This is a genomic window from Pantoea sp. GM_Pan_3 (genome assembly GCF_026541045.1).
Classification (GTDB): domain Bacteria; phylum Pseudomonadota; class Gammaproteobacteria; order Enterobacterales; family Enterobacteriaceae; genus Pantoea; species Pantoea anthophila.
Genome location: NZ_JALNVA010000001.1, coordinates 13,528 through 40,030 on the forward strand (window position 1 = coordinate 13,528; position 26,503 = coordinate 40,030).

Here is a 26,503-nt window from a genome sequence, read left to right on the forward strand (position 1 = left end):
AAAGGGAGGGCAGATATTGTCCCCTGCAGGAATCGAACCTGCAACTAGCCCTTAGGAGGGGCTCGTTATATCCATTTAACTAAGGGGACAGCGGCACGCAGTATAGCGAAACAGGCGATGAGATTCATCAGGTCGCCGCGCGTTTGCTCATTACGTCAGCAATGTCGCTGTTCAGCCTCTCTTTTGAGACCACTTTTTTCATGCAGGGGCCAGATAACACGTGCAGCGCAAATCCTTCTGCGCTGCACTTTTTTACCTGACGACAGTTATTCAGCACCTTCCTCTTTTTCTCCGCGCTCTTCACGCTCACGACGCTTCTCCTGCCTGCGCTTTTCCGCCTTCGCTTTGGCGACCGCCGCTTCACTCATGTCATTACGGATCTGTGCGTGACTGATCAGCGCAAAAATCAGGGTGCCGCCGGTGATGTTGCCGAGCAGGGTAGGCAGGGCAAACGGCCAGAGGAACTCATGCCAGCTGATGCTGCCATTGAAGACCAGATAGAGCACCTCCACCGATCCCACCACAATATGCGCCAGATCGCCCAGCGCAACCAGCCAGGTCATCATGACAATGACCACCAGTTTGGCCCCGCCCGCAGAGGGGAACATCCAGACCATGGTGGCGATAATCCAGCCGGAAATGACGGCGTTGGCAAACATCGAGCCGGGCGAGTTCTCCATCACTTTCATGCTGATGTCGGTAAAGGCCTGACGGGTCGCCTCGTCAAAAATGGGCATCTCGTTAAAGGCCAGCGCACCCAGTGCCGTACCGATCAGGTTACCCAGCAGGACAATACCCCATAACCGTAACAGCAGACCGCCATTACCCCAGGTCGGTTTGTGCATGACCGGCAGCACTGCCGTGACGGTGTTTTCGGTAAATAACTGCTGGCGCGCCATAATGACGATGACAAAGCCAAAGGTGTAGCCGAGATTTTCCAGCAGAAATGCACCCGGCACGCCATCAAGGTGGACCTTAAATATCCCCTTCGCCATCAGTGAGGCACTCATGGAGAGGCCTGCGGCAATGGCTGACCAGAGCAGGGCCATCCCGTCACGCTCCAGCTCTTTCTCCCCATCCTGACGGATCTCTTCATGGATCGCCGCGGCGCGGGAGGGTAATGCCTCCTCATCGACTTCGATGTCAGTGCCCTTGTCCTTCTCTTCGCTATCGACGTCGTTAGGACCCTGTTCATTACCTGATGAAGGCTTCATATTTTCTCCTGGTGATAGTGCTGTGGCGTAATAAGCGTAGCTGTTTTTTATTTGCCAATTATGTAACGAGCGATGCGAATAAGCGTAACAAGCTTTTTCATACCTGCATTTTTATTCAGACTCAGCGCCAGACCGCACGAATAACCCCCTGACAGCGCGCCTGAGCAGCGGCTCAGACTTCGGCCCTTAGCAACATTGTGGTAATATCCCGGCCACTTTTAGCTGGTGCGATTCCCCCCTCGATGTTGGAAATCATTACGCTCACTTGTGCATACGATGAACGCGCGCTGTTTCAGCAGCTCTCATTTCGCGTCTCTGCCGGTGACATTGTGCAGATTGAAGGCCCCAACGGTGCCGGTAAAACCTCGCTACTGCGACTGCTGGCAGGGCTGAGCCGTCCTGAGCAGGGTGAGATACGCTGGCAGCAGCAGCCGATCCTGCGGCAGCGCGACGCCTGGCATCAGGCGATGCTTTATCTGGGCCATCATCCCGGCGTTAAAGGCGTCCTCACCCCGCTGGAAAATCTGCGGTTCTACCACCCTGACTGCAGTGACGCGCAGATTTTTGCTGCGCTTGACAGTGTCGACCTCACGGGTGACGAAGAGGTGCCGGTAAGCCGGTTGTCGGCGGGTCAGCAACGTCGCGTCGCGCTGGCGCGCCTCTGGCTCAGCCAGGCCCGTGTCTGGATCCTGGATGAGCCGCTGACCGCCATCGACAAAGCGGGGGTTGAAAAATTAATGGCCAGATTTGCCGCCCATGCCGATAACGGGGGCGCCGTAATCCTGACAACCCACCAGGATCTACCCGCTGCGGCCGCGCGGGTGCGTAAAATTCGCCTTGGCGATGCGGAGGCAAGCTGATGCTGTTTCGCCTGATTCAGCGTGAATTGCGTATCGCCTTTCGCGGCGGCGCTGATGTGGTCAATCCGCTGTGGTTTTTCCTGATTGTGATTACCCTGTTTCCGCTGGGCATCGGACCTGATCCGCAGCAGCTGGCGCGCATTGCGCCGGGTGTCGCCTGGGTGGCGGCGCTGCTGGCGTCGCTGCTGGCGCTTGAGCGCCTGTTTCGCGACGATTTCAGCGACGGTTCGCTGGAGCAGCTTCTGCTGTTGCCTTCGCCGCTGCCGGTGACGGTCATCGGCAAAGTCGTGGCGCACTGGCTGATCACCGGTCTGCCGCTGATTATCCTGTCGCCGCTGGCGGCGCTGCTGCTGTCGCTGGATTTCAATGGCTGGCGGGCGATGGCCCTGACGCTGCTGCTCGGCACGCCCACCCTGAGTTTTCTCGGTGCCATCGGCGTCGGGCTGACGGTGGGATTACGCCGGGGCGGGGTATTGCTCAGCCTGCTGGTGTTGCCGCTGGCGATTCCGGTGTTGATCTTCGCCAGTGCAGCGATGGAAGCCGCCAGTCAGGGCCTGCCGATGGGTGGCTATCTGGCGATTCTTGGCGCGATGCTGGCAGGCAGCGCCACGCTCTCGCCGTTTGCCACGGCGGCGGCGTTACGGATTACGTTGCAGTAACCGCGCATAAAAAGACGCGGCCTTTTTTATCGTTAATGTGAGCATTTGATATGTGGAAAGCGTTACATCAGCTGGCCCGGCCCGAACGGCTCTATCAGCTTTCGGGGCGCCTGGTGCCCTGGTTTGCGATAGCAGGCGTGGCGACATTACTGCTGGGCTGGATCTGGGGATTTGGATTTGCTCCCGCTGACTATCAGCAGGGCGACAGTTTTCGCATCATGTATATCCATGTGCCCGCTGCCATGTGGTCGATGGGCATCTATGCCGCCATGGCCGTCGCGGCGTTTACCGGTCTGGTGTGGCAGATGAAAATGGCCGATCTGGTTGCCGCCGCCATGGCACCCGTGGGCGCGGTCTTTACCTTTATTGCGCTGGTCACCGGTTCCGCGTGGGGCAAACCGATGTGGGGAACCTGGTGGATCTGGGATGCACGCCTCACCTCGGAGCTGGTGTTACTTTTCCTCTATATGGGCGTGATTGCACTCTGGCACGCGTTCGATGACCGCCGCACCGCAGGCCGGGCCGCCGGCATCCTGATTCTGGTCGGCGTGGTCAACCTGCCCATCATCCACTTCTCGGTGCAGTGGTGGAATACCCTGCATCAGGGCTCGTCTGGCATCCTTCAGCAGGCGATTGCGCCGGTGATGCGAACGCCGTTGCGCTGGGCCATCCTCGGTTATCTGCTGCTGTTTATCACGCTGACGCTGATGCGGCTGCGCAACCTGATTCTGTTAACGGAACGCCATCGCCCCTGGGCACTTGACGTCGCAAAACGGGGAGAGCAGAAATGACGCCGGCCTTTTCCTCCTGGCACGCCTTTTTTGCCATGGGCGGCTACGCCTTTTACGTCTGGCTGGCGGTGGCCTGCACGCTGCTTCCGCTGGCGGGACTGACGCTGCATACCCTGTTACTGCGCCGCCGCCTGCTGGCGGAGATCCGCCAGCGTGATGCGCGTGAACGTCGCATCCGGGCAGCGAAATCCAGAAAAGCCGCGGTTGAAGCGGCAGGAGAGAGTGTGTGAATAGCCGTCGACGCAATCGCCTCTGTGCGGCCGTTGCGATTCTGCTTGGCCTGGGCCTGGCCACCGCGCTGGTGATGTATGCGCTGCGCTCAAACATCGATCTGTTTTATACCCCGGGTGAAATCCTCTATGGCAAAGGCGAGGCGCATGAGAAGCCGGAGGCGGGCCAGCGGCTGCGCGTCGGTGGCATGGTGATGCCCGGCAGCGTGCATCGGGACCCGAACAGCCTGGCGGTAACGTTCAAACTTTATGATGCGCGCGGCGTCGTCAGCGTCAGTTTTGAAGGCATCCTGCCGGATCTGTTCCGGGAAGGGCAGGGCGTCGTGGCGCAGGGCGTGCTGGCGGACGGTAACCAGATCGTTGCCAGAGAAGTGCTGGCCAAACACGATGAGAAATATACGCCGCCGGAGATAGAAGACGCGATGAAGAGCAATCACAACGGCCCGCAGTCACAGTATCAGGCGGGAAATAAATCATCATGATGCCGGAAACCGGGACTTTTCTGCTTTGTCTGGCGCTGGGGCTTGCGCTGCTGCTCAGCAGCTATCCGCTCTGGGGCGCAATTCGTCAGGATGCGCGGCTGATGGCGATGGCGCGCCCGCTGGCCTGCGGGCTGTTTGTCTGCATCGCTGCGGCCTTTATGCTGCTGGTCTGGGCTTTTATCTGCAACGATTTTACCGTGGCCTATGTTGTCACCAACTCCAACAGCCTGCTGCCGATCTACTACCGCATTGCCGCCACCTGGGGGGCGCATGAGGGATCGCTGCTGCTGTGGGTGTTGCTGCTCAGCACCTGGACCTTAGCCGTGGCGATCTTCAGTCGCGGTATGCCACAGGACGCGCTGGCGCGCGTACTGGCGGTCATGGGGATGATCAATCTCGGCTTCCTGCTGTTTATCCTGCTGACGTCGAATCCGTTTGCCCGCACGCTGCCCGATTTCCCTGTAGACGGGCACGACCTGAACCCGATGCTGCAGGATATCGGCCTGATCTTCCATCCGCCGCTGCTCTACATGGGTTATGTCGGATTCTCGGTGGCCTTTGCGTTTGCCATCGCTTCGCTGATGGCCGGACGGCTCGATACCGCGTGGGCGCGCTGGTCGCGTCCCTGGACCACCGCGGCCTGGGTCTTCCTGACTATCGGGATTGTGCTGGGCTCGGCCTGGGCCTATTACGAACTGGGCTGGGGCGGCTGGTGGTTCTGGGATCCGGTAGAGAACGCCTCGTTCATGCCGTGGCTGGCGGGCACGGCGCTGATCCACTCGCTGGCCGTCACCGAAAAGCGTGGCACCTTTAAGGCCTGGACCGTGCTGCTGGCGATCACCGCCTTTTCGCTCAGCCTGCTCGGTACGTTCCTGGTGCGCTCCGGCGTGCTGGTGTCGGTCCACTCGTTCGCTTCCGATCCGGCGCGCGGCATGTTTATCCTCGCGTTTCTGGTGATTGTCATCGGCAGTTCGCTGCTGCTCTATGCGATCAAAGGGGGGCAGGTGCGGAGCCGGGTACAGAACGAAACCTGGTCACGGGAATCCTTTCTGCTGGGCAACAATGTGCTGCTGATTGCGGCCATGCTGGTGGTACTGCTCGGCACGCTGTTGCCGCTGGTGCACAAGCAGCTGGGACTGGGCAGCATTTCAGTGGGTGAGCCGTTCTTCAATACGATGTTCAGCTGGCTGATGGCGCCGTTTGCGCTGCTGATGGGGATCGGGCCGCTGGTACGCTGGCGGCGCGATGAACCGCAGAAACTGGCCAAACGACTGGCGCTGGCGCTGCTCGTTACCCTGGCCTGTTCGATGATGATTCCCTGGTGGCTGCAGGATCGCATTGCGGCGATGACCGTGGTGGGCTTACTGATGTCCCTCTGGATCATTGTGCTGACGCTGCTGGAACTGCACGAACGCGCCACGCATCGCCATCCGTTTCTGACCGGGCTGCGTCACCTTTCCCGCAGTCACTGGGGCATGGTGCTGGGTCACCTTGGCGTCGGGGTCACGGTGATCGGTATCGCCTTCAGCACGCAGTACAGCGTGGAGCGCGACGTGCGGATGCGGGCGGGGGATAGCGTGGACATCCATCACTATCACTTTGTCTTCCGTGGCGTGCAGAACCTGCAGGGGCCTAACTACAGCGGGGGCATGGGGATTATCGATGTCACGCGCAACGGGAAACCGGAAGCGACGCTGCAGGCGGAAAAACGCTTCTATACCGCGGCCCGAACCATGATGACCGAAGCGGCGATTGATGGGGGTTTCAGCCGCGATCTCTATGCAGCGCTGGGCGAGGAGCTGGAGGATGGCGGCTGGGCGGTGCGTATCTACTACAAACCCTTTGTCCGCTGGATCTGGGCTGGCGGCGTACTGATGGCGCTGGGGGGCCTGTTCTGCCTGTGGGATCCCCGCTATCGCTCGCGCAAAAAAGCCGCACGTGAGGAGCGCGCATGAACAAGAAAATCCTGTTTATCCCGCTGGTGCTGTTTCTGCTGCTGGCAGCGGCGCTGCTGTGGCAGCTGACCCGCAATGCGGATGGCGACGATCCGACCCGTCTTGAATCGGCGCTGATCGGTAAACCGGTGCCGCTGTTCCGGCTGGAAGCGCTCGACCAGCCCGGCAAAACCTACGACCAGCGCGTGCTGACCGATGGCAGGCCGATACTGCTGAACGTCTGGGCAACCTGGTGTCCGACCTGCCGCGCCGAACATCACTATCTGAATACGCTGGCGGAGCAGGGCATTCGGGTGGTCGGCCTGAACTATAAAGACGATCGCCATAAGGCGGTTAACTGGCTGAACACGCTGGGCAATCCGTACGCCCTGAGTCTTTACGATGGCAGCGGCATGCTGGGACTCGACCTCGGCGTCTATGGCGCACCGGAAACTTTTCTGATCGACGGTAAAGGGATTATCCGCTATCGCCACGCCGGCGATCTCAACGCGCGCGTCTGGGAGCAGGAAGTGAAACCGTTGTGGATGAAATACAGTGCGGAGGCGGGATCATGAGATCGCTGTTACTGATCTGTGGCCTGCTGTTCAGCATCAATCTGTGGGCGACCATCGACACACTGCAATTTGACTCTCCGGCTCAGGAGGCGCAATACCGTGACCTCACCGCATCACTGCGCTGTCCGAAATGTCAGAACAACAGCATCGCCGACTCGAATGCCATGATTGCCGCCGACATGCGGCTGAAAGTTTATGAGCTGATGAAGCAGGGGCAGAGCCGCCAGCAGATCATTGATTACATGGTGGCGCGCTACGGCAACTTCGTCTCTTATTCGCCACCGCTGACCCCGTCAACGCTGATCCTGTGGGCTGGCCCGGCGCTGTTTGTGCTGCTGGGTGGCGCGGTGATTATTCTGCGCAGCCGTCGGCGTCACACCCACAGTGCGCTGGATGACGCTGAGCAACAGCGTCTCGATGCCTTACTGAAGTCAGACAGGAAGCCGTCATGAGTGCATTCTGGATTACCCTTTTTCTGTTACTGCTGGCGGCCTGCACGCTGTTCCTGGCCGCAGGCTGGCGGCAGCGTCAGGCCAGCCCGGGCGACCGCGATCGCCTCAATCAGCGCTTTTACCATCAGCGGATCGATGAGCTGGCGCAGGATGAAGAGCAGGGCGTTGTTGCTGAGCGCCCAGTAATGGAGCGCGAGTTACAGCAGACGCTGCTGGCCGATATTCCGCCGGCGCAGAGCCTCCCGTCCCACAGCAGCAGCCGCTGGATTCTGCTGCCGGGCCTGCTCGTGCTGATTGGGGTATCGCTGGGAACCTATCTGAAAACCGGTGGACTGACGCAGTACACCGGCTGGATGCAGGTGCAGCAGGCGTACCCTGCGCTGCGTGCGCGGCTGATGGACCCCGGCGCCAGACCGCTCAGCATGGAGGAGCTGGCACGTTTAGAGCTCGGATTGCGTACCGCCCTGCAAACGGAACCGGATAATCTGGCCGACTGGACCATGCTGGGGCGGCTTGGCATGGTGCTGAATCAGGCTGATATCGCCAGTCAGGCGTTTGAGCATGCGTTACAGCTCTCACCCAACGATATGACGCTGAAGCAGGATTATGCAGAGGTGCTGACGCGCTCTCCCGATCCGCAGGATAACCGTCAGGCGTCACTGCTGCTGCGCGCCCTGCTGAAAGCGGAGCCGCAAAACCCGCGTACGCTTGGTCTGCTGGCATTTAACGCCTACGGCCAGCAGCAGTACGATCAGGCGATTGAAGCCTGGCAGGCCCTGCTGAACGTGCTGCCTGCCGGTGACACACGACGCGCGATGATCGCCCGCAGCATTGAGCAGGCGAGAAGTGATGCCGGAGAGCAGAGCCGTCAGCTGGCGCTGACCGTGCGGCTGACCCCGCAGGCAGAAAAAATGTTACCGCAGGACGGAGTGTTGTATATTTCGGTTTCTGACGGGACGTCACCGGTGCCGGTGGCGGTGAAGCGCATGCCGCTGAGCCACTTCCCGCTGTCGCTGACGCTGGATGACAGCAATGCCATGATGCCGGATCGCCTGCTGTCGGCGCAGCATCAGGTCGCGGTTCGGGTGCGTATCTCCCGCGACGGCAGCGCCACCCCGCAGCCGGGTGACTGGCTGGGTGAGAGCGCCGTGACGCCCTGGGATGGTCATCAGCCGATCGTGGTAGAGATTAATCAGCAGCTTCCCTGAACGTCATCAACGATCCTGTTCAGGTCGCTGCGTGCCATTGCCTGCTGCCTCTGGCATAAAGTCAGCTATGCTCATCGGGTAAGCCGATTCGACGCCGGGCTGTGCCTGAACGATGGGTAGCCCTTTTTCATCCGCACAGGGAGATTGGAATGAATTATCGCCTGACCAGCCTGGCTGTGGCCAGCGTCCTTCTGGTAGGTTGTGCCAGTTCAAAGCCGGCAAATAGCGATCCTGCGCAGCGCAGCGATCCGTTCGAAGGCTTTAACCGCACGATGTTTAACTTTAACTACAATGTGCTGGATCCCTATGTGCTGCGTCCGGTCGCTGTCGCCTGGCGCGACTATGTGCCGGTGCCTGCACGAACCGGCCTGAGCAATTTCCTCGGCAACCTGGAAGAGCCCGCCAGCATGGTTAACGCCATTCTGGTTGGTGACGGACGCGATGCGGGTATCCACTTCACCCGTTTCTTCCTGAACAGTGTGCTGGGTCTGGGTGGTTTCATTGACGTCGCCGGTAAAGCCAATCCGGAACTGGCGCGTGAACAGCCGCACCGTTTCGGCACCACGCTGGGCCACTATGGTGTCGGCTATGGTCCTTACGTTGAGCTGCCGGCTTACGGCAGCTTCACTATACGGCAGGATGGCGGTGACTACGTTGATACCCTCTATCCGATCCTCGGCTGGCTGACCTGGCCGATGTCGATTGGTAAGTGGACGCTGGAGGGGATTGAGACCCGCGCGCAACTGCTGGATTCCGATGCGATCCTGAAGCAGCAGAGCGATCCGTACGCCTTTATCCGTAACGCCTACTTCCAGCGTCACGACTTCCTGGCGCGTGGCGGCAAACTCAAGCCGGAAGAGAATCCAAACGCCGCTGCGATTCAGGATGACCTGAAGGATATCGACGCGCAGTAACGTTATGAGATCCTCAAGAAGCCGTGTCACATAAACTGTTCTGAGTTTGTTGACTGCGCCTGACCCGGTCTGCTTCAAGACCGGGTCAGCGTAAATAAGCGTTTTATGCCTTTCTCAGACTGTTCGGTTTGCCTCGTTTTTGCTTCGGGCCGGTTTTTCTCCTCTGTCCTTACTTCTGACCTGATCCGTCACGCCCTGTCTTTTTCCTGTCCAGGTCTGCTATTAGCTTCCTGCCTTCCGTTATGAGCCTGTTTTAAACAAATCTGGTGTCAGAGAATGACTGTTTATATGAGGCAGATCCGGGTGTAAAATTCGGCGGAAAATTCTGATGTGAAAAACGCTGTGTAATCAGCGGGATATTTTTAGAGTGTTCCCCTCGTGAGCGGGAATAAACCGCTACTTATCCTGAATTCACTGCCAGGCGGTAGTGAGTGATAAGCAGCCTCCGGCTGTCATAGTCGCATGTAAAACCCGGATCAACAGTAAGTCATATGATACTCATTTTGCCAATTACCGACGCCGGCGTGATGAAGAAGGATTCCATTAAAAACTGCTGTACTGGCAGGCTTAAAGAGTGGGATTGTGACTATCTATGGCAGGGCTGCCCGTAAACCGGCAGGCAGAGCCAGTACTTACCTGAGTCTGTGATAAAAGGCATCCTCGATAATCACACCGATCAGGCCGTCAGGATATTTCGTCAGATCCCGGAATATCGCATTTTTGAAGGCAACAGGTCTGACTGTCATTTCTTATTTCACTAACGAGTCAGGAGTAATATATTCCTGAACTACATGGAGCTAAATAGCCCTCGAAGGTGATTAGATGAATGTCTCAAATATGGATATGCAGCAGAAACTTGAACTTGCCATAATCAAGGCGGCAAAACTACTGCCGGGTGATGTTGGTGAACAATTGCTGGCAATGCTAACTCCATCAGCTCTGGCTACAATGGCAGCGATTACGGGGGTTTGGGCAGGCGCACACTTTTTTGGCATAGGAGAGTTAGCTGATCTTATTCTGATAGTGGCGGGGTGGGTTGCCGTTGGTGGTGTGGCTGTTGAGGCTTCAAAAAAACTCTATGAATTCGTTAAGACCACATACAGCGCCAGAACTGAAAGTGATCTGGATGAAGCAGCAGCCTGTTTAGCTGCAGCCATCACCCTAATTGGCGTCGATACTGTGATGGCGATTTTACTGAAAAAGAACCCTCGTGACGCCTTCAGGCATTCATACCGAAATATTCGTATGCCCAGATACAGCGCATCAGTGGGACGCGCAATGAATGGCCCCCGGAACAGTTCTCCATCCTGGCGGTATCGCCCTAAAATTCGCTTTACTGATAAGCAAAGCGCCGGATTAGGCTCAACTAACATGTGGGGTGACATTACCATTGGCCGTGCCTACGACCGTACGGTAAAAACAGCAGAACAGGCTGCTGAGGATGTTCTGGCGACCCTATATCATGAGCGGGTGCATTCATCCATTGCGCCGAAGTTTTATCTGCTTCGCGAGCTTAGAGCTTTCATGCATGTTAGCGCCTATCATAAATCATATATCTTACGGTATCTGGAAGAGGCATTTGCAGAGCTGGTTGGGTTAATGAGAGCGAAAGGGATGTCACCCCGTTACGTTATTGACGGTTTCAAATTCCCGTTGACCAACAACTATGAGATCACCTTTACCGCTCTGCGACATGAAGCAGCTGGCGTGCTTCTGGGGCCGGTTGTTGTCGGCGGGACAATGTACAATGTCTATTATGGAATTCAGCAATGATCAACGCAGAAGATGCAAAGGATGCCGCACGCGACTACGCATTCCGACATAAACTGGGATGGAGTGAGAGATTCACTTTCATTAAAACGTCTTCTTTTGATGGCGTTGAATGCTATATCGTCGAAACATCGAGCGAAGATGCGGAAAACAAATCATGGATGGAAATCGAGACCTCTACTCCCGTGAATATTTACGTCGATGTGAACACCGGCAAATGCTTCGGGCATCAGTTCGGTAACAGAGGTTTTAACAAGGGTATCTGACACCCTTAATCTTCTGTTGTGTGCGTGTACCCCCGCGCCTGCAGGGCATCAGTTGGAATAGGTCAGCAGTCTGAAGGCGACTCATCCGAGTCGCCTTTTTGAATCCCACCCGCCGATCAGAACTTGTAGTTAAAGTTCGCGCCGTAAAGCCAGGCCTTGCCTTCTGAGTTAAAGGTATAGGGACCCTCTTTCACCGTCACTTTCTGTCCGTGCATATAGGAGATGCCCAGATCGACTGAGGCGTTATCATTGAAGGCGTACGAGGTACCCGCACTCAGCCATAAACGATCCTGATCCGGGATGGAGATAGAGCGTTTATCGGCTGGCACCGGGCTGTCATCAAATGCGATACCGGTGCGGAACGTCCAGTTGCTGTCGTAGAAATAGGTGGTGCCCAGCGCGATACGGTAGGCATCGTGGAAGCTTTCATCTTTATAGAACAGCGTCTGGCCCTGAGAACCGGTGGCTTTCAGCTCCTGGAACTGACTCCAGCTGGTGTACGCCATGCTGTAGTGAACCGCCCACTGCGGAGCCACTTTATGCCAGCCCGACACTTCCCACATCTCCGGCAGATTCAGGGTTAACGCGCCCGGAACGGTCGTGCCGTTGGTACCAAAAGGCACGCCTGACACTTCCGGGTTGTTGACCGCATTCAGACGGGAGGGCAGATTACTTTTGTAATCGCCATCAAAGTCGATCTTTACCTCTGAACGATAGCTGAAGCCGAAGCGGTTGTTTTCATCCACTTCATACAGGATACCGGCATTCCAGCCGTAGCCCCACTCGTCGCCTTTCAGATGGGCAACCTGCGTATCAGCCGGTACGCCCAGTCTCGCGCCTGATTCACCGGCATAGCGTTCAATTTTCGCTTTGGCATAAACCGCATCAAAACCGACGCCCACGCTGAAGTGCTCATTGAACCGGTAAGCGGTGCTGAGGTTTAAGTTGCCGGTCATCAGGTCCGTTTTACCGCCGTAGCCGCCAGCGGTGTAACCATTATTGAACTCTGTTGCTAAGCCATAGTTGGAGGTTGCCGATGCGCCAATCCACCACTGATCGTTGATGGGCTGAACGTAATGAATATTGGGTATCCACTGATTCGGGGCGATATTGCTGGCATCCAGACTGCGACCCGTCGGACTCCGGCCCGTGATATCCACATCCGGGTCAATATAAACCGCACCGATGGAAAACTCCGGACGATCCATTAACGCCATCGTTGCCGGGTTACGGCTGGCGGATGCCGCCGTATCACCCATTGCCCCTTCGCCTGAGTAGGCGCGGCCTAAACCAATCGTAGAGAACTCATTTAACTGAAACCCAGCTGCGTAAACGTGTGAAGAGACAAGCGCCACTGCAGCCGCCACGGCTGACTTTGCGAACAGGTTCTTATGGTTCATGACCACAACCTCATGTGAATTATTATTTAACGCTATAACGTCGCGTAACAAAGGACGGCGGATTGTAGGGACTGACGGTAAACGCACATATCAGACCAGTGCGGAGAGTATAGGTCCGACCTGTGTGCAAGTTGCAATATTGTTTTTAAAATATTTCAGAGTTGATCGCTTAAAATTCGATCTGCATAACAAAAAGCACCCTGGTGAAGACAGCATACCGATTCCAGTTTGTTCTGGATCAATTTTTATTGTGATATTCGTCACTTAGCCACAGTCGCGTGGCGCATCTTATCGCAAGCGGGTAAAATTCCGGCCATAAAATCGCTTAACTCACCCGAAGCCGGGGCAGGAGATAAAGATGACTGATGCCATTAAAAAATGCAGTGCGACCGAAACCGCTGCCTGCTGCTGCGTTGATGTCGGCACCGTAATGGATAATACCGACTGCACCGCCAGCTGGTCAGAGTGGTTCCCGCAGCGACAGGATGCGGAAGCCAAAGCCGCCCGGCTGACTGAGCGTGCCCGTCAGGTGGAATCGGAACCCTGTGTGATTGACGTCCGGTTCAGCGATGTCGATCAGGGCGTGCAGCTGGATATCGATTTCACCTTCAGCTGCCAGGCTGAAACCCTGATTTTCCAGCTCGGCCTGCGTTAAGGCCTCTTACGCCGCCTCAGCGCGGCGTTTTTCAATTTCGTGTTTCCCTTCGCACTTTTTCCTTTCTGCTATTGGCGGCTCACCCGCTTGTGGTTAACACTGATCAGGTCAGACCTCTTCAGGCAATGATGCCACAGTCCCGGCTACAGGTGAGAACAATGAGCAAAGCGCAGCCGCTGCTGACGCGTGATGGCGAACGCATCGCAATTACCCACGGGTTACGAACCCCTTTCTTACGCCAGGCGACCGGCTTTCATGGCATTCCCGCCATCGAGCTGGGACGGATGGTGGTCAGCGAATTAATGGTGCGCAGTGAGTTACCGGCAGACGTGATTGAGCTGCTGGTATTTGGTCAGGTGGTACAGATGCCGGAAGCGCCAAACATTGCGCGTGAAATTGTCTTAAGCAGCGGGCTGAATGTGAATACCGACGCCTATAGCGTCAGCCGTGCCTGCGCCACCAGTTTTCAGGCGGTGGCGAATGTGGCAGAGAGCCTGATGGCGGGTACGGTTTCTGCCGCTATTGCCGGCGGGGCAGACTCCTCGTCAGTGCTGCCGATTGGGGTCACTAAAACGCTGGCCCGCGCGCTGGTGGATCTCAACAAGGCCCGCAGCCTGGGGCAGAAACTGCATATCCTTAAACGGCTGCGTCCGCGCGACCTGCTGCCGGTGCCGCCTGCGGTGGCGGAGTACTCGACCGGCCTGCGGATGGGGGACACGGCCGAGCAGATGGCGAAAAGCTACGGTATCACCCGTGAGGCCCAGGATGCGCTGGCGCTCCGCTCCCATCAGCATGCCGCCAGAGCCTGGCAATCCGGGGTACTGAAACAGGAAGTCATGGCAGCCTTTGTACCCCCATGGAAAACCGCAATCGATCAGGACAATAACGTGCGGATGAACGCTAAAGCAGAGGATTACGCCCGACTGCGTCCCGCCTTTGACCGCCAGCACGGCAGCGTTACCGCCGCCAACAGCACGCCGCTGACGGATGGCGCGGCAGCCCTCATTCTGATGCGGGAAGGGCGCGCCCGGGAACTGGGCGTCACGCCGCTGGGCTACCTGCGCAGCTACGCGTTTACCGCCATTGATGTCCAGCAGGACATGCTGCTGGGGCCAGCCTATGCTTCGCCGCTGGCGCTGGATCGTGCCGGGGTGAGCCTGGCCGATCTGACGCTGATAGATATGCATGAGGCGTTCGCGGCCCAGACGCTGAGCAATCTGCAGCTGTTTCGTGACGAGCGTTTCGCCCGTGAGGTGCTGAACCGGCCGCATGCGCTGGGTGAGGTCAACGAAGAGCGTTTTAACGTGCTGGGCGGTTCCATCGCCTATGGTCATCCTTTTGCCGCCACGGGCGCGCGTATGATTACCCAGACGCTTAATGAACTGCGCCGCCGTGGTGGCGGGCTGGGACTGGTCACCGCCTGCGCGGCGGGTGGTCTGGGTGCGGCAATGGTTCTGGAGGCCGAATAATGGAGCAGAATGCCTTTCAGCTGACGATGCGACAGGATCACGTCGGCATTATCACGATTGATGTCCCTGGCGAGAAGATGAACACCCTGAAAGCGGAATTTGCTGGCCAGATTGCCGCCATCATTGCGGAAGCGCGACGCGATCCGCAGCTGGCGGGACTGGTCCTGATCTCCGGCAAAACGGACAATTTTATCGCGGGCGCGGACATCAGCATGATTGACCGCTGCCAGAGTGCGCAGGAAGCTGAAGCGCTGGCGAAGCAGGGCCAGGAAGTGATGGCGATGATCGACGCGCTGCCTTTTCCGGTGGTGGCGGCCATTCACGGGGCCTGTCTGGGCGGTGGACTGGAACTGGCGCTGGCCTGCGATGCGCGCATCTGCTCGCTGGATGATAAAACCCGCCTCGGCTTGCCGGAAATACAGCTCGGCCTGCTGCCTGGCTCTGGCGGGACGCAGCGGCTGCCGCGTTTAATCGGCGTTCAGCAGGCGCTGCCGCTGATGCTGACCGGCAAAAGTCTGCGCGCGAAGCAGGCGCGAAAGCTCGGTGTCGTCGATGATGCGGTTCCCCGCCCGATCCTGCTGGAGACCGCAATTGCGCGGGTGAAAAAGGGCAAAGTCAGCGGACGCGTCCTGCCGCTGCGCGATCGGCTGCTGCATGGTCCGGTCGCCCGCCAGGCGCTGTTTGCGCTGGCGAAACGCCAGACCGCGGCGAAAACGCAGGATAACTATCCGGCCGCCAGACGGCTGATTGAGGTGGTGCGCATCGGGCTGGAGCAGGGCAGCCGCGCCGGCCATGATGCGGAGGCGCGCGCCTTTGGCGAACTGGCGATGACGCCGGAGTCCGTTGCGCTGCGCGGACTCTTCTTTGCCACCACGGCGATGAAAAAGGAGCGGGGCGGTGAAGCTGAACCCGCGACCGTCAAGCGTGTTGCGGTGCTGGGCGGCGGACTAATGGGCGGCGGCATTGCCAGCGTCACCGCGATCAACGCCGGGTTACCGGTGCGCATCAAAGATATCAGCCTGGAAGGCGTCAGCCATGCATTAAAAACCAGCTGGGACCTGCTCAGCAAAAAGGTCCGTCGTCGTCAGCTGACCCCGGCAGCGCGCCAGCAGCAGATGGCGCGCATCACAGGCGGCATCGATTATCAGGGGTTCTCGCAGCGCGACGTGGTGATCGAAGCGGTGTTCGAAGATCTTGCCCTGAAGCAGCAGATGGTGCACGACGTCGAGGCACACTGTCAGCCGCATACCCTGTTTGCTTCCAACACCTCTTCGCTGCCGATTGCGGATATCGCCGCCGGGGCGCAGCGTCCTGAGAATGTCATCGGGCTGCACTATTTCAGTCCGGTGGAAAAAATGCCGCTGGTTGAGGTGATCCCGCATCTGAATACTTCGGCCTCGACGCTGGTTACCGTTGTGGCACTGGCACGCAGTCAGGGCAAGACGCCGATCGTCGTCGCAGACAAGCCGGGTTTCTATGTCAACCGCATCCTGACCCCCTATATAAATGAAGCGATGCGCTGTCTGCTGGAGGGGGAGCCAATTGAACACATTGATCGGGCGCTGGTGAGGTTTGGTTTTCCGGTTGGTCCGCTTCAGCTGCTTGATGAGGTCGGCATCGATGTCGGCAGCAAAATCAGCCCCATCCTGCATCAGGCCTATGGTGAACGCTTTGCCGCACCCGCCGCGTTTGATGCGGTGATCAGGGATGGCCGTAAGGGCCGTAAAAATGGCCGGGGTTTCTATCGTTATGACCTGCCGCGCTGGCAGCGTAAAAAACCGGACGCCTCGCTTTACAGCCTGCTGAAGGTCACGCCGCAGGCCAGGCAGAGTGGGGCACAGATTGCAGAACGCTGTGTGATGATGATGCTGAATGAAGCCGCCCGTTGTCTCGATGAGCAGGTGATTCGCAGCGCCCGGGACGGCGATGTGGGGACGGTGTTTGGCATCGGCTTTCCGCCTTTCCTGGGCGGGCCGTTCCACTACATGGATAAACTGGGTGCGGCGGAAATGGTCAGCCGGCTGAACCGTCTCGCGCAGCAGCACGGTGAGCGATTTGCCCCCTGTGAGGCGCTGATTCAGGCGGCTGCGGAACAGACGAAATTTTACATTTCTCTGTGAAATGGAATAACGGCTCCGATTCAGCGGGTTAGAAAAGCGCCGCCCGCGTGTGCGGCGCAGCATGAATCTGAGAAGTGCTTATTTAATAAACAACCGGTTGACTATACTGAAGCCATTAGGGTAAAACACAGCGTTCATTCGCAGAGTGAAGAGTCTGACGCGTCGCGTCGGGCGATATCGACAAACAACAGCGGTGCTTTATGCAAGTTTTTATCATGCGTCACGGCGATGCGGCTCTGGAAGCAGCAAGTGATTCAGTCAGGCCTTTAACCTTATGTGGCTGTGATGAATCGCGTCAGATGGCCCACTGGCTTAACAGCCAGACGCCGGACATCGAGCGTGTCCTGGTCAGTCCCTATCTACGCGCGCAGCAGACGCTCGCTACCGTGCGTGAAGCCTATCCCCTGCCGGAAGGCCAGGATGTGTTACCGGAGTTAACGCCGGGTGGCGATCCGGGCCTGGTCGGCTGCTATCTGCAGGCGCTGGCAAACGAAGGGGTGAAATCGGCGCTGGTCATCTCCCATCTGCCCCTGGTGGGCTATCTGGTTTCCGAACTCTGCCCGCAGGAAACCCCACCGATGTTTGCCACTTCCGCCATTGCCTGCGTCGAGTTCGATCCGGCAGAGAGTGCCGGTAAACTGCTGTGGCAGGTCAGTCCGAAGAAGCTGGCGAAAGCCATCTGACGACGAGGGGCCGATGACACCGGCCCTGTCAGGGCAACTCAGGCGGTTGCCACTCCTCAATCTCAATCAGCACCAGCAGCGCAGCATCACCGCCGAACATTTTCGGCGCCTGATGAAACGCCATGACCCACGGATGCTGGGCCAGCCACAGCGGCGTCTGCTGCTTCAGAATATGTTTTCCATGTCCGGTCATGACGCTGGCGCAGAACAGATGTTCACGGCGGCAGGCGGCGATCAGTGCGCCCAGCTCCTGCTTGGCCTGCATCTGCGTTAAGCCGTGCAGGTCGAGAAAAATCTCCGGGGTATAGTCACCCCGGCGCAGTTTTTTCAGCTCAAAATGGCTGACATCGGCGCGCACGTAACGGGTAGCCCCTTCGGTCGAGAGCAGGGGCTGAAACTCATCCGAAAAGTAATGGCTGTTGTCCGCCTGCTCGGAAAGCAGACGTTTTACCGGAATCTCGCGGGTTTTTACCGGCGCTTTATGGACATAAGTGTCCTGTTTTAACTGACGTGTCCCCGTCATTAACTGGCGAAACAGCGCCTCATCATCCGGGCTTAGCGGTGTTTTTTTACTCATGGCAGGTCAGTCTTATCAGAAAAGGCTGTCACACAGCAGAGCCGATACCTTACCGTTAAGTGTCATTAATTGTCAGCTTTTTCACCTCGCTGCGCTGAATTCTCCCCGGCTTCATGGCACACTATCGGCCGATTTAGCAAAAGGCCTGCGGAGGGCTACGTGGACAAAATTTTCGTCGATGAGGCAGTGAACGAACTGCACACCATTCAGGACATGCTGCGCTGGGCGGTAAGCCGCTTTTCCGCTGCCGGAATCTGGTACGGACATGGCACAGACAATCCCTGGGACGAAGCCGTTCAACTGGTCCTGCCGTCTCTCTGGCTGCCGCTGGATATTCCGGAAGATATGCGCAACGCGCGTCTGACCGCCAGCGAGCGTCTTCTGATTGTCGAGCGCGTCATTCGTCGCGTTAACGAGCGTATTCCGGTCGCCTACCTGACCAACAAAGCCTGGTTCTGCGGTCACGAATTCTTTGTTGATGAGCGCGTGCTGGTGCCGCGTTCACCGATTGGCGAACTGATTGAGAACCGCTTTGCCGGTCTTATCAGCACGCCACCCGCGCATATTCTGGATATGTGCACCGGCAGCGGCTGCATCGCGATTGCCTGTGCTTACGCCTTCCCGGAAGCGGAGGTTGACGCCGTCGATATCTCGACCGGCGCGCTGGCGGTGGCCGAGCAGAATATTGAAGAACATGGCCTGATCAATCAGGTCACGCCGATTCGTGCCGACCTGTTCCGCGAACTGCCGCCGCTGAAATATGACCTGATCGTCACTAACCCGCCTTATGTGGATGCGGAAGATATGGACGATCTGCCCAATGAGTATCGCCACGAACCGGAGCTGGGTCTGGCGGCGGGCAGCGATGGTCTGAAGCTGGTGCGCCGCATTCTGGCCTGCGCGCCTGACTATCTCAGCGAGCAGGGCGTTCTGGTCTGCGAAGTCGGTAACAGCATGGTGCATATGATCGAGCAGTATCCCGATGTGCCCTTTACCTGGCTGGAATTTGACAACGGCGGTGACGGTGTCTTTACGCTGACGCGCCAGCAGATCGTCGACGCACAACACCATTTCTCTTTTTACAAAGACTAAAAGTGGGGCGAAGCCTCGCCCGCCGAACCCTGACAAGGAAACAGCATGGCCGGAAACAGCATCGGACAATTTTTTCGAGTAACTACCTTTGGCGAGTCCCATGGTCTTGCGCTGGGCTGCATCGTTGATGGGGTGCCACCGGGCATCCCTCTGACCGAAGCGGATATCCAGCATGACCTCGACCGTCGTCGTCCTGGCACCTCGCGCTATACCACGCAGCGTCGCGAGCCGGATCAGGTGAAAATTTTGTCCGGTGTGTTTGAGGGTGTGACCACCGGCACGTCTATTGGCCTGCTGATTGAGAACACCGATCAGCGGTCGCAGGATTATGGCGCGATCAAAGATCTCTTCCGTCCCGGCCATGCCGATTACACCTACGAGCAGAAGTATGGTCAGCGCGACTACCGTGGCGGTGGCCGCTCTTCGGCGCGTGAAACCGCGATGCGCGTGGCCGCCGGTGCGATAGCGAAGAAGTATCTGCAGATGAAACATGGTGTGGTGGTGCGCGGCTATCTGGCGCAGATCGGGGATATCGCCTGTGAGCTGAAAGACTGGAGCATCGTGGAAGAGAATCCCTTCTTCTGCCCGGATGCGGAGAAGCTGGAGGCGCTGGATGAACTGATGCGCGGCCTGAAAAAAGAGGGCGACTCCATCGGGGCTAAAGTCACGGTCATGGCTGACAACGTGCCGCCTGGCCTGGGTGAGCCGGTCTTTGACCGTCTGGATGCCGACCTGGCGCACGCGCTGATGAGCATCAACGCGGTGAAAGGGGTGGAGATCGGTGACGGCTTCGCGGTGGTCAGCCAGCGCGGCAGCCAGCATCGGGATGAAATCCGTCACGATGGTTTCCAGAGTAACCACGCCGGCGGCATTCTGGGCGGCATCAGCAGCGGCCAGACCATCAGCGCCAACCTCGCAATGAAACCGACCTCCAGCATCACCGTGCCGGGTAAAACCATTACCCGCGACGGTGAAGAGGTGGAGATGATCACCAAAGGCCGCCACGATCCCTGCGTCGGGATCCGCGCCGTGCCGATCGCCGAGGCGATGATGGCGATCGTCCTGATGGATCATCTGCTGCGCCAGCGGGCGCAGAACGGTGACGTTAACAGCACCGTGCCGCGCTGGTGATGGCATGAAGGCATTTCTGCTTACTCTGAGCGCGCTGTTGTTCAGCGCCTCCAGCCTGGCGGCGACGCCGTGGCAGCGTATTCAGCAGCCGATCAGCGGCGCACCGCAGTCCATCGGCGGCTTTGCGAATGGCTGTATTATTGGCGCCCGGGCACTGCCGCTCAATTCACCCGACTACCAGGTGATGCGTCAGGATCAGCGTCGTTATTTCGGTCATCCCGATCTGATTGCGTTTATTCAGCGGCTGACGACCCGCGTGCACAACCTGCAGCTGGGCAATGTACTGATTGGGGATATGGGCATGGCGGCTGGCGGACGTTTCAGCAGCGGTCACGCCAGCCATCAGACCGGGCTGGATGTCGATATCTGGCTGCAACTGCCGAAAACCCGCTGGACCGCGCAGCAGCTGCTGAAGCCGCAGCCGCTGGATCTGGTCGGGCCGGGCGATAAAAACGTGATTGCGCGCCACTGGCAGCCGGAAATCGACAGCCTGATTAAACTGGCGGCGAAAGATGATGATGTCACGCGCATCTTCGTTAACCCGGCGATTAAAAAGCAGCTTTGTGCGGATGCCGGTGCCGATCGTGACTGGCTGCGCAAAGTGCGCCCCTGGTTCGCGCATCGGGCGCATATGCATGTGCGGCTGCGCTGCCCGACCGGCAGTATCGGCTGTGAAGATCAGCCGCCACCGCCTCCGGGCGATGGCTGTGGCGCAGAGCTGCAGAGCTGGTTCCTGCCGAAGCAGCCCGGATCGGGCGCGCCGGTGAAACGTGAACCGCCGCCGTTACCGCCTGCCTGTCAGGCTCTGCTGGATAAACATCTACTGTAAGGGATTCCATGGAGTGGTTCGTGGTCAGTCCGCTGCTGGTCGGGCTGCTGTTTCTGATTGCCATGCTCGCCGGTTTTATTGACTCGATTGCGGGTGGCGGGGGGTTACTGACGGTACCGTCGCTGCTGGCGGCGGGTCTCTCACCGGCTCAGGCGCTGGCGACCAATAAACTGCAATCGGTCGGCGGGTCGTTCTCCGCCAGCCTCTACTTTGTGCGACGCGGCGCAGTTAATCTGAGTGAGCAGTGGCTGAATATCGCCATGACGCTGCTGGGGTCCGTGCTGGGCGCGGTGCTGATCCAGCGCCTGCAGGCGGACTTTCTGCGTCAGATGCTGCCGCTGTTTTTGATCGCGATTGGCTTGTGGTTTCTGCTGATGCCGCGTCTCGGTGAAGAAGACCGGGCGCGTCGCCTGCACGGCCTCGCCTATGCGCTGGTCGGAGGCGGTGCCGTGGGCTTCTATGACGGATTTTTCGGGCCGGGCGCGGGCTCTTTCTACGCGCTGGCCTTCGTCACGCTCTGCGGTTACAACCTGGCGAAGGCGACAGCCCATGCCAAAGTTCTCAACTTCACCTCTAACGTGGGCAGTCTGCTGTTCTTTATGTTCGGCGGCAAAGTGGTGTGGGGAACCGGCCTGATTATGATGCTCGGCGCGTTCTGCGGCGCGCGTCTGGGCGCCCGGCTGGTGCTGAGCCGCGGGCAGAAACTGATCCGCCCGATGGTGGTGATTGTCTCTGCCGTAATGAGCATAAAACTCCTGTGGGACAGCCATGGCAGCGCCGTGATGGCGTGGCTCTCCACACTGCAATCGTAACTTTTTACGTGATAACGTCATGAACCCGACCCATCATTATGAACAGCTGATTACGCTGTTCGATCGCTGCTTCAGCGATGAATTTCAGACACGCCTGATTAAAGGCGACGATGAACCGATCTATCTTCCTGCTGATGCAGAGTCGCCGTGGAACCGGGTGGTTTTTGCCCACGGCTTTTACGCCAGCGCCCTGCATGAGATCTCTCACTGGTGCATCGCCGGTGAGGCACGCCGCAAACTGGTCGATTTTGGCTACTGGTACTGCCCGGATGGCCGCGATGCGCTGACCCAGAGCCAGTTTGAAGCCGTTGAAGTGAAGCCACAGGCGCTGGAGTGGATGTTTTGTATGGCGGCGGGCTTTCCCTTCAACGTCAGTTGTGACAATCTCGACGGAGATTGTGAGCCGGATCGCATTGCGTTTCAGCGTAAGGTACATGCTCAGGTCATGAGCTATCTGACGGCGGGTATTCCCGCGCGTCCCGCGCGTTTTATTACCGCCCTGGCGGAATTTTATGGCAGGCCTTCATTAACAGCGGCGCAGTTTCCCTGGCCGGACGATCTGTGATGCAGGATGACATTATCAAAAGAGGAATTGAGATGATCGCAGAATTTGAAGCGCGTATCCTGGCCCTGATTGACGACATGGTCGAGCATGCCAGTGACGATGAACTGTTCGCCAGCGGTTATCTGCGCGGGCATCTGACCCTGGCGGTCGCTGAAGTGGAGCAGCTGGATGAGCATACGCCAGAAGCGCTGCAGGTTCAGGTGACCCGCAGCCTGCAGAACGCCATTGCCGCAGGCGAACTCTCACCGCGCGACCAGGCGCTGGTGGTCGGCATGTGGGACAACCTGTTTGTTCAGGCGCGCCAGCTCTCCGCATGATATGACAGGGCGGTAAGCGCCGCCCTGCAGACCCGCTTTATACCGCTTTTCCCTTCAGCAGTTTCCTGACCCAGTAGCGATTCGGATTGAGTGCTGCCAGCGTGGTCGCATCCAGCGGCTGTGGCTCACCTGCCAGCTGGGCGGCCAGCACCTCGGCTGCCAGCGGTGCGCTGCATAAGCCGCGCGAACCCAGCGCACCAAACAGATAAAGCCCCGTCAGATCGGGCGCGTCACCAATCTGACTGCCTGCCGCAAGCCGGGCCGGTAAATCCGCATACTGTGCCAGCGTCGCGGCATAATCGGGCACGCCGCCTACCATCGGCAGGTGATCGCGCGTGGCGCAGCGCACGCCCATTCTGGCTTCTCCCTCACTGACATCCACCGTTTCCGCCCAGCGGCTGTCAGGCAGACAGTGCAGCAGGCGAAGGCGATTCTCCTGCTGATCCGCCTCGCGATAATGCGTTGCGGTTTCACCACGATGGTAGCTGGCACCGATACAGTGGGTACCAAACTGGGTGCTGACCGGCGTCAGATAGCCGTCGTAACAGAGCACGGTCTGCAGCGCGCTGAGGGCAGGCGTGGCGGGAACATGGCTCACCTGACCCGCTACCGGGTAGGCTGGCAGCGGGGCGCTTTGCGCAAAGTCGGCGATCGCGTGACCGTTTGCCAGGACCACCGCAGAATGGTGAACCGCCGGGCGGTCGCTGAAGGTCAGCGTCCAGCCATCCTCCTGTTGAGAAAGCCCGCTTACCCGGTGCAGCCAGTGAATGCGTAAGCCCTGTGTCTCGCCATGGGCGAGCAGCGCGGTGGTCAGCTCAGCCGGTGAGAGCCAGCCGCCCTCCGGATAGAAAATGCCGCCGCAGCCCAGCGCTACCTTCGCCCGGTTTTCCGCCTCTGCGACATCGACGCCGCAGGCGAGGGTTTCAGGCAGATCCATCGCCAGCATCTGTTCGATCTTTTTGCGGCTCTTTTCATCCCAGCCCAGTTGCAGCACGCCACTCCACTCATGCTCAAAGGTGACCCCGCTCTGGTCGTAGAGTCGCCGGGCAAAGCTGAATGCCGCCGGGAAGAAGGTGGCGAGGGCCGGATCATGCTGATTGAGCAGCGGATAGAGTGCGCCCTGCCGGTTACCGGAGGCACCCAGCGCGGGTGCCTCATCGGCGCAGTAGAGCGTTACCCGCCAGCCTCGGCGCAGCAGCGCCAGCGCCAGGGTCGCGCTGGCCACGCCGCCGCCAATCAGGGCGACCTCCTGCTGCGCCGCCGGATGGCGATGATACCAGGGCTGCGTGCCGGGGAGCAGAGGCGCATCCTGCAGGCTGCCGCACAGCATTTCGCGTTTCGGGCCAAATCCTTTGCGGCGGGTGACGTCAAATCCCGCCTCCTGCAGACCGCGCCGCACAAACCCTGCAGCAGTAAAAGTCGCGAAAGTCCCCTGTGGACGCGCCAGCTTCGACATCATGCTGAACAGCGCGGGCGTCCACATATCGGGATTCTTTGCGGGCGCGAAGCCATCGAGGAACCAGGCATCGACCTGACGATGCAGGCTCTCATCCACCTTTTCCATCAGCTGGTTGATATCACCCAGCCACAGATCCAGCGTGATGCGTCCGCCGTCAAACAGCAGTCGCTGGCAGCCGGGCAGGGCAGCCGGCCACTGAGCCTGCAGCGCTTCTGCCCAGGGGGCAAGTTCGGGCCAGTGCTGATGCGCCGCGATCAGATCCGCGCGGGTTAACGGAAATTTCTCAAAGCTAATGAAATGCAGACGTTTTACTGTCGCACCAGGCTGCTCACGCTGAAAGGCGTCGAAGGCCTGCCACAGAGTAAGAAAATTCAGGCCGGTACCAAACCCGCTTTCCGCCACGATCAGGAGATCGCGCGGATGCGCCGCAAAACGCTGCGGGAAACCGTTGCCGCCAAGGAACACATAGCGTGTCTCTTCCAGACCGTTGTCGTTAGAGAAATAGACGTCGCCAAACGCTCGGGAAACAGGTGTACCCTGTTCATTCCAGTTTAGCTGCGCATGTTTAACCGGGGTTAATTTCACGGGAAAGGCTCGTTTTTCAGGCAGTGGCGCGATTTTAACGACCCAGGTCACATGACGCAAATTTACAAAAGGAAATAGCTGATCGGACTTGTTCGGCGTACAAGTGTACGCTAGAGTGCATGCCAATTACGAAGAAGTGGATGAGGAAGATTGAATGAAACGTGCTGTGATTACTGGCTTAGGGATCGTTTCCAGTATTGGTAATAACCAGCAGGAAGTGCTGTCATCTCTGCGTGAAGGACGCTCTGGCATCACCTTTTCTGAAGAGATGAAAGATTCCGGCATGCGTAGTCACGTCTGGGGTAACGTCAAATTAGATACCACCGGCCTCATCGATCGCAAAGTTGTGCGCTTTATGAGTGATGCGTCCATCTATGCTTATCTCTCCATGGAAGAAGCGATTAAAGATTCCGGCCTGACTGATGAAATGTATCAGAGCAACCCGCGTGTAGGTCTGATTGCAGGTTCAGGCGGTGGTTCCCCGCGCTTCCAGGTCTTTGGTGCTGATGCAATGCGCAGCCCACGCGGCCTGAAAGCGGTTGGCCCTTACGTGGTCACCAAGGCGATGGCTTCTGGCGTCTCTGCCTGTCTCGCCACGCCATTCAAAATTCATGGCGTAAACTACTCGATCAGCTCCGCCTGTGCCACCTCTGCGCACTGTATCGGTAACGCCGTTGAGCAGATTCAGCTGGGCAAACAGGATATCGTTTTTGCCGGCGGCGGCGAAGAGCTCTGCTGGGAAATGGCCTGTGAGTTCGACGCCATGGGCGCGCTCTCTACCCGTTACAACGACACACCAGAAAAAGCGTCACGCACCTATGACAACGAGCGCGACGGTTTTGTTATCGCCGGTGGCGGTGGCATGGTGGTGGTTGAAGAGCTGGAGCATGCGCTGGCTCGCGGTGCACACATCTATGCCGAAATCGTTGGCTACGGTGCGACCTCTGACGGTGCAGACATGGTTGCGCCTTCAGGCGAAGGTGCGGTGCGCTGCATGAAGATGGCAATGAACGGCGTCGACACGCCAATCGACTATCTGAACAGCCACGGTACCTCTACGCCAGTGGGCGACGTGAAAGAGCTGGGTGCGATTCGTGAAGTGTTTGGCGAGAAAACCCCTTACATTTCAGCAACCAAAGCAATGACCGGTCACTCACTGGGTGCGGCTGGCGTGCAGGAAGCGATTTACTCGCTGCTGATGCTGGAGCATGGCTTTATCGCGCCAAGCATCAACATCAACTCACTGGATGCAGCTGCCACCGGCATGAACATCGTGACTGAGCCGATGGAAAAAGAGCTGACGACCGTGATGTCCAACAGCTTTGGTTTCGGTGGCACCAACGCCACGCTGACCATGCGTAAATATCAGGCGTAATCTTTTACGTCAGCACGCTGAAGGGCCGGCTTTGCCGGCCCTTTTGTTTTCTGGCTTGCTGTAAACCAAAGCCGGCCAG

At 58.3% G+C, this 26,503-nt stretch carries 27 protein-coding genes and 1 tRNA gene; 23 read left to right on the forward strand and 5 right to left on the reverse strand.

Annotated elements, in window-relative coordinates:
- Positions 1-17 precede the first annotated feature (17 nt).
- Together OXR04_RS00060 and OXR04_RS00065 are read right to left on the reverse strand one after the other, a co-directional pair.
- Positions 18-89: transfer RNA gene (locus OXR04_RS00060), tRNA-Arg, on the reverse strand.
- A 177-nt stretch (positions 90-266) separates the two neighbouring features.
- Positions 267-1,214, reverse strand: coding sequence for a formate/nitrite transporter family protein (locus tag OXR04_RS00065; protein ID WP_009088915.1), 948 nt, complete (start codon positions 1,212-1,214; stop codon positions 267-269).
- Positions 1,215-1,456: 242 nt separating this feature from the next.
- Here OXR04_RS00065 and ccmA point away from each other — a divergent pair, with 242 nt between their 5' ends.
- The 12 genes from ccmA to OXR04_RS00125 all read left to right on the forward strand — a co-directional run bounded on the left by ccmA (position 1,457) and on the right by OXR04_RS00125 (position 11,355).
- Positions 1,457-2,074 carry a cytochrome c biogenesis heme-transporting ATPase CcmA gene (gene ccmA, locus OXR04_RS00070; protein WP_009088917.1) on the forward strand — a complete coding sequence of 206 codons (618 nt, stop codon included), beginning with the start codon at positions 1,457-1,459 and terminating at the stop codon, positions 2,072-2,074.
- Complete coding sequence (gene ccmB / locus OXR04_RS00075) at positions 2,074-2,733, forward strand: heme exporter protein CcmB (RefSeq protein ID WP_009088919.1); 660 nt, start codon at positions 2,074-2,076, stop codon at positions 2,731-2,733. Before ccmA ends, ccmB begins: the two co-directional genes overlap by 1 nt.
- Positions 2,734-2,783: 50 nt before the next feature.
- Positions 2,784-3,524, forward strand: coding sequence for a heme ABC transporter permease (locus OXR04_RS00080; RefSeq protein WP_267371895.1), 741 nt, complete (start codon positions 2,784-2,786; stop codon positions 3,522-3,524).
- Complete coding sequence (gene ccmD, locus OXR04_RS00085) at positions 3,521-3,754, forward strand: heme exporter protein CcmD (RefSeq protein ID WP_267371893.1); 234 nt, start codon at positions 3,521-3,523, stop codon at positions 3,752-3,754. Before OXR04_RS00080 ends, ccmD begins: the two co-directional genes overlap by 4 nt.
- Positions 3,751-4,236 carry a cytochrome c maturation protein CcmE gene (ccmE, locus tag OXR04_RS00090; protein WP_009088922.1) on the forward strand — a complete coding sequence of 162 codons (486 nt, stop codon included), beginning with the start codon at positions 3,751-3,753 and terminating at the stop codon, positions 4,234-4,236. Before ccmD ends, ccmE begins: the two co-directional genes overlap by 4 nt.
- A complete protein-coding gene (locus tag OXR04_RS00095; protein WP_267371892.1) occupies positions 4,233-6,191 on the forward strand; it encodes a heme lyase CcmF/NrfE family subunit in 1,959 nt (652 codons plus the stop codon). The genes ccmE and OXR04_RS00095 overlap by 4 nt, the downstream gene beginning before the upstream one ends.
- A complete protein-coding gene (locus OXR04_RS00100; RefSeq protein ID WP_009088927.1) occupies positions 6,188-6,745 on the forward strand; it encodes a DsbE family thiol:disulfide interchange protein in 558 nt (185 codons plus the stop codon). Before OXR04_RS00095 ends, OXR04_RS00100 begins: the two co-directional genes overlap by 4 nt.
- A complete protein-coding gene (locus OXR04_RS00105) occupies positions 6,742-7,197 on the forward strand; it encodes a cytochrome c-type biogenesis protein (RefSeq protein ID WP_181405338.1) in 456 nt (151 codons plus the stop codon). Before OXR04_RS00100 ends, OXR04_RS00105 begins: the two co-directional genes overlap by 4 nt.
- Complete coding sequence (gene ccmI, locus OXR04_RS00110; RefSeq protein ID WP_058956860.1) at positions 7,194-8,405, forward strand: c-type cytochrome biogenesis protein CcmI; 1,212 nt, start codon at positions 7,194-7,196, stop codon at positions 8,403-8,405. Before OXR04_RS00105 ends, ccmI begins: the two co-directional genes overlap by 4 nt.
- 149 nt (positions 8,406-8,554) lie before the next feature.
- On the forward strand, positions 8,555-9,319 hold the full coding sequence (mlaA, locus tag OXR04_RS00115) for a phospholipid-binding lipoprotein MlaA (RefSeq protein WP_140923029.1): 765 nt from the start codon (positions 8,555-8,557) through the stop codon (positions 9,317-9,319).
- 822 nt (positions 9,320-10,141) lie between these two features.
- Complete coding sequence (locus tag OXR04_RS00120) at positions 10,142-11,092, forward strand: hypothetical protein (protein WP_267371890.1); 951 nt, start codon at positions 10,142-10,144, stop codon at positions 11,090-11,092.
- The gene (locus OXR04_RS00125; protein ID WP_267371888.1) at positions 11,089-11,355 is read left to right on the forward strand and encodes a hypothetical protein; all 267 of its coding nucleotides are present in this window, start codon (positions 11,089-11,091) and stop codon (positions 11,353-11,355) included. Before OXR04_RS00120 ends, OXR04_RS00125 begins: the two co-directional genes overlap by 4 nt.
- Before the next feature lie 116 nt (positions 11,356-11,471).
- Here OXR04_RS00125 and fadL read toward each other — a convergent pair whose 3' ends face one another.
- Entirely contained in the window at positions 11,472-12,755 is a 1,284-nt protein-coding gene (fadL, locus tag OXR04_RS00130; protein WP_009088934.1) for a long-chain fatty acid transporter FadL, read from the reverse strand.
- Between the two features lie 358 nt (positions 12,756-13,113).
- On the opposite strand from fadL, the gene OXR04_RS00135 reads away from it, so the two are divergent.
- The 4 genes from OXR04_RS00135 (at position 13,114) to sixA (ending at position 17,682) form a co-directional block, all read left to right on the forward strand.
- Positions 13,114-13,410 (forward strand): YfcZ/YiiS family protein, encoded by a 297-nt coding sequence (locus OXR04_RS00135; protein WP_009088938.1) that lies wholly within the window; start codon positions 13,114-13,116, stop codon positions 13,408-13,410.
- A gap of 158 nt (positions 13,411-13,568) precedes the next feature.
- A complete protein-coding gene (gene fadI / locus OXR04_RS00140) occupies positions 13,569-14,879 on the forward strand; it encodes an acetyl-CoA C-acyltransferase FadI (protein WP_267371886.1) in 1,311 nt (436 codons plus the stop codon).
- The gene (fadJ, locus tag OXR04_RS00145) at positions 14,879-16,999 is read left to right on the forward strand and encodes a fatty acid oxidation complex subunit alpha FadJ (RefSeq protein ID WP_267371884.1); all 2,121 of its coding nucleotides are present in this window, start codon (positions 14,879-14,881) and stop codon (positions 16,997-16,999) included. Before fadI ends, fadJ begins: the two co-directional genes overlap by 1 nt.
- Positions 17,000-17,199: 200 nt before the next feature.
- Positions 17,200-17,682 (forward strand): phosphohistidine phosphatase SixA, encoded by a 483-nt coding sequence (gene sixA, locus OXR04_RS00150; protein ID WP_009088942.1) that lies wholly within the window; start codon positions 17,200-17,202, stop codon positions 17,680-17,682.
- A gap of 28 nt (positions 17,683-17,710) precedes the next feature.
- On the opposite strand, the gene smrB is transcribed toward sixA, so the two are convergent.
- The gene (smrB, locus tag OXR04_RS00155) at positions 17,711-18,259 is read right to left on the reverse strand and encodes an endonuclease SmrB (RefSeq protein WP_009088943.1); all 549 of its coding nucleotides are present in this window, start codon (positions 18,257-18,259) and stop codon (positions 17,711-17,713) included.
- Positions 18,260-18,418: 159 nt separating this feature from the next.
- Between smrB and prmB the strand changes: the two genes are divergently transcribed.
- The 6 genes from prmB to OXR04_RS00185 are packed head-to-tail and all read left to right on the forward strand — an operon-like array spanning position 18,419 to position 23,005.
- Positions 18,419-19,351: a 50S ribosomal protein L3 N(5)-glutamine methyltransferase gene (prmB, locus tag OXR04_RS00160; RefSeq protein ID WP_009088944.1), complete on the forward strand. Its 933-nt coding sequence runs from the start codon at positions 18,419-18,421 to the stop codon at positions 19,349-19,351.
- Positions 19,352-19,396: 45 nt separating this feature from the next.
- Positions 19,397-20,482, forward strand: a complete 1,086-nt coding sequence (aroC, locus tag OXR04_RS00165) for a chorismate synthase (RefSeq protein WP_009088945.1) — start codon at positions 19,397-19,399, stop codon at positions 20,480-20,482.
- Positions 20,483-20,486: 4 nt separating this feature from the next.
- Entirely contained in the window at positions 20,487-21,311 is an 825-nt protein-coding gene (mepA, locus tag OXR04_RS00170; protein ID WP_267371883.1) for a penicillin-insensitive murein endopeptidase, read from the forward strand.
- 8 nt (positions 21,312-21,319) lie between these two features.
- A complete protein-coding gene (locus OXR04_RS00175) occupies positions 21,320-22,123 on the forward strand; it encodes a sulfite exporter TauE/SafE family protein (protein WP_009088951.1) in 804 nt (267 codons plus the stop codon).
- 19 nt (positions 22,124-22,142) lie between these two features.
- Positions 22,143-22,688 carry an elongation factor P hydroxylase gene (locus OXR04_RS00180; RefSeq protein ID WP_009088952.1) on the forward strand — a complete coding sequence of 182 codons (546 nt, stop codon included), beginning with the start codon at positions 22,143-22,145 and terminating at the stop codon, positions 22,686-22,688.
- A gap of 32 nt (positions 22,689-22,720) precedes the next feature.
- Positions 22,721-23,005, forward strand: coding sequence for a YfcL family protein (locus tag OXR04_RS00185; protein ID WP_009088954.1), 285 nt, complete (start codon positions 22,721-22,723; stop codon positions 23,003-23,005).
- 37 nt (positions 23,006-23,042) lie between these two features.
- Here OXR04_RS00185 and mnmC read toward each other — a convergent pair whose 3' ends face one another.
- Positions 23,043-25,049, reverse strand: coding sequence for a bifunctional tRNA (5-methylaminomethyl-2-thiouridine)(34)-methyltransferase MnmD/FAD-dependent 5-carboxymethylaminomethyl-2-thiouridine(34) oxidoreductase MnmC (mnmC, locus tag OXR04_RS00190; RefSeq protein WP_267371881.1), 2,007 nt, complete (start codon positions 25,047-25,049; stop codon positions 23,043-23,045).
- Between the two features lie 154 nt (positions 25,050-25,203).
- Between mnmC and fabB the strand changes: the two genes are divergently transcribed.
- On the forward strand, positions 25,204-26,424 hold the full coding sequence (fabB, locus tag OXR04_RS00195; RefSeq protein WP_009088958.1) for a beta-ketoacyl-ACP synthase I: 1,221 nt from the start codon (positions 25,204-25,206) through the stop codon (positions 26,422-26,424).
- The last annotated feature ends 79 nt before the right edge of the window (positions 26,425-26,503 follow it).

What these genes read in the sequence shown, in the direction of transcription:
- ccmA (WP_009088917.1), top strand. Translation starts at nt 1,457, where the DNA reads ATGTTGGAAATCATTACGCTCACTTGTGCATACGATGAACGCGCGCTG.
- mlaA (WP_140923029.1), top strand. Translation starts at nt 8,555, where the DNA reads ATGAATTATCGCCTGACCAGCCTGGCTGTGGCCAGCGTCCTTCTGGTA.
- fadI (WP_267371886.1), top strand. Translation starts at nt 13,569, where the DNA reads ATGAGCAAAGCGCAGCCGCTGCTGACGCGTGATGGCGAACGCATCGCA.
- ccmD (WP_267371893.1), top strand. Translation starts at nt 3,521, where the DNA reads ATGACGCCGGCCTTTTCCTCCTGGCACGCCTTTTTTGCCATGGGCGGC.
- smrB (WP_009088943.1), bottom strand. Translation starts at nt 18,259, where the DNA reads ATGAGTAAAAAAACACCGCTAAGCCCGGATGATGAGGCGCTGTTTCGC.
- sixA (WP_009088942.1), top strand. Translation starts at nt 17,200, where the DNA reads ATGCAAGTTTTTATCATGCGTCACGGCGATGCGGCTCTGGAAGCAGCA.
- fadL (WP_009088934.1), bottom strand. Translation starts at nt 12,755, where the DNA reads ATGAACCATAAGAACCTGTTCGCAAAGTCAGCCGTGGCGGCTGCAGTG.
- OXR04_RS00125 (WP_267371888.1), top strand. Translation starts at nt 11,089, where the DNA reads ATGATCAACGCAGAAGATGCAAAGGATGCCGCACGCGACTACGCATTC.
- aroC (WP_009088945.1), top strand. Translation starts at nt 19,397, where the DNA reads ATGGCCGGAAACAGCATCGGACAATTTTTTCGAGTAACTACCTTTGGC.
- ccmI (WP_058956860.1), top strand. Translation starts at nt 7,194, where the DNA reads ATGAGTGCATTCTGGATTACCCTTTTTCTGTTACTGCTGGCGGCCTGC.
- fabB (WP_009088958.1), top strand. Translation starts at nt 25,204, where the DNA reads ATGAAACGTGCTGTGATTACTGGCTTAGGGATCGTTTCCAGTATTGGT.
- OXR04_RS00180 (WP_009088952.1), top strand. Translation starts at nt 22,143, where the DNA reads ATGAACCCGACCCATCATTATGAACAGCTGATTACGCTGTTCGATCGC.
- OXR04_RS00095 (WP_267371892.1), top strand. Translation starts at nt 4,233, where the DNA reads ATGATGCCGGAAACCGGGACTTTTCTGCTTTGTCTGGCGCTGGGGCTT.
- OXR04_RS00185 (WP_009088954.1), top strand. Translation starts at nt 22,721, where the DNA reads ATGATCGCAGAATTTGAAGCGCGTATCCTGGCCCTGATTGACGACATG.
- mepA (WP_267371883.1), top strand. Translation starts at nt 20,487, where the DNA reads ATGAAGGCATTTCTGCTTACTCTGAGCGCGCTGTTGTTCAGCGCCTCC.
- OXR04_RS00065 (WP_009088915.1), bottom strand. Translation starts at nt 1,214, where the DNA reads ATGAAGCCTTCATCAGGTAATGAACAGGGTCCTAACGACGTCGATAGC.
- OXR04_RS00120 (WP_267371890.1), top strand. Translation starts at nt 10,142, where the DNA reads ATGAATGTCTCAAATATGGATATGCAGCAGAAACTTGAACTTGCCATA.
- OXR04_RS00100 (WP_009088927.1), top strand. Translation starts at nt 6,188, where the DNA reads ATGAACAAGAAAATCCTGTTTATCCCGCTGGTGCTGTTTCTGCTGCTG.
- ccmB (WP_009088919.1), top strand. Translation starts at nt 2,074, where the DNA reads ATGCTGTTTCGCCTGATTCAGCGTGAATTGCGTATCGCCTTTCGCGGC.
- fadJ (WP_267371884.1), top strand. Translation starts at nt 14,879, where the DNA reads ATGGAGCAGAATGCCTTTCAGCTGACGATGCGACAGGATCACGTCGGC.
- OXR04_RS00135 (WP_009088938.1), top strand. Translation starts at nt 13,114, where the DNA reads ATGACTGATGCCATTAAAAAATGCAGTGCGACCGAAACCGCTGCCTGC.
- OXR04_RS00105 (WP_181405338.1), top strand. Translation starts at nt 6,742, where the DNA reads ATGAGATCGCTGTTACTGATCTGTGGCCTGCTGTTCAGCATCAATCTG.
- OXR04_RS00175 (WP_009088951.1), top strand. Translation starts at nt 21,320, where the DNA reads ATGGAGTGGTTCGTGGTCAGTCCGCTGCTGGTCGGGCTGCTGTTTCTG.
- OXR04_RS00080 (WP_267371895.1), top strand. Translation starts at nt 2,784, where the DNA reads ATGTGGAAAGCGTTACATCAGCTGGCCCGGCCCGAACGGCTCTATCAG.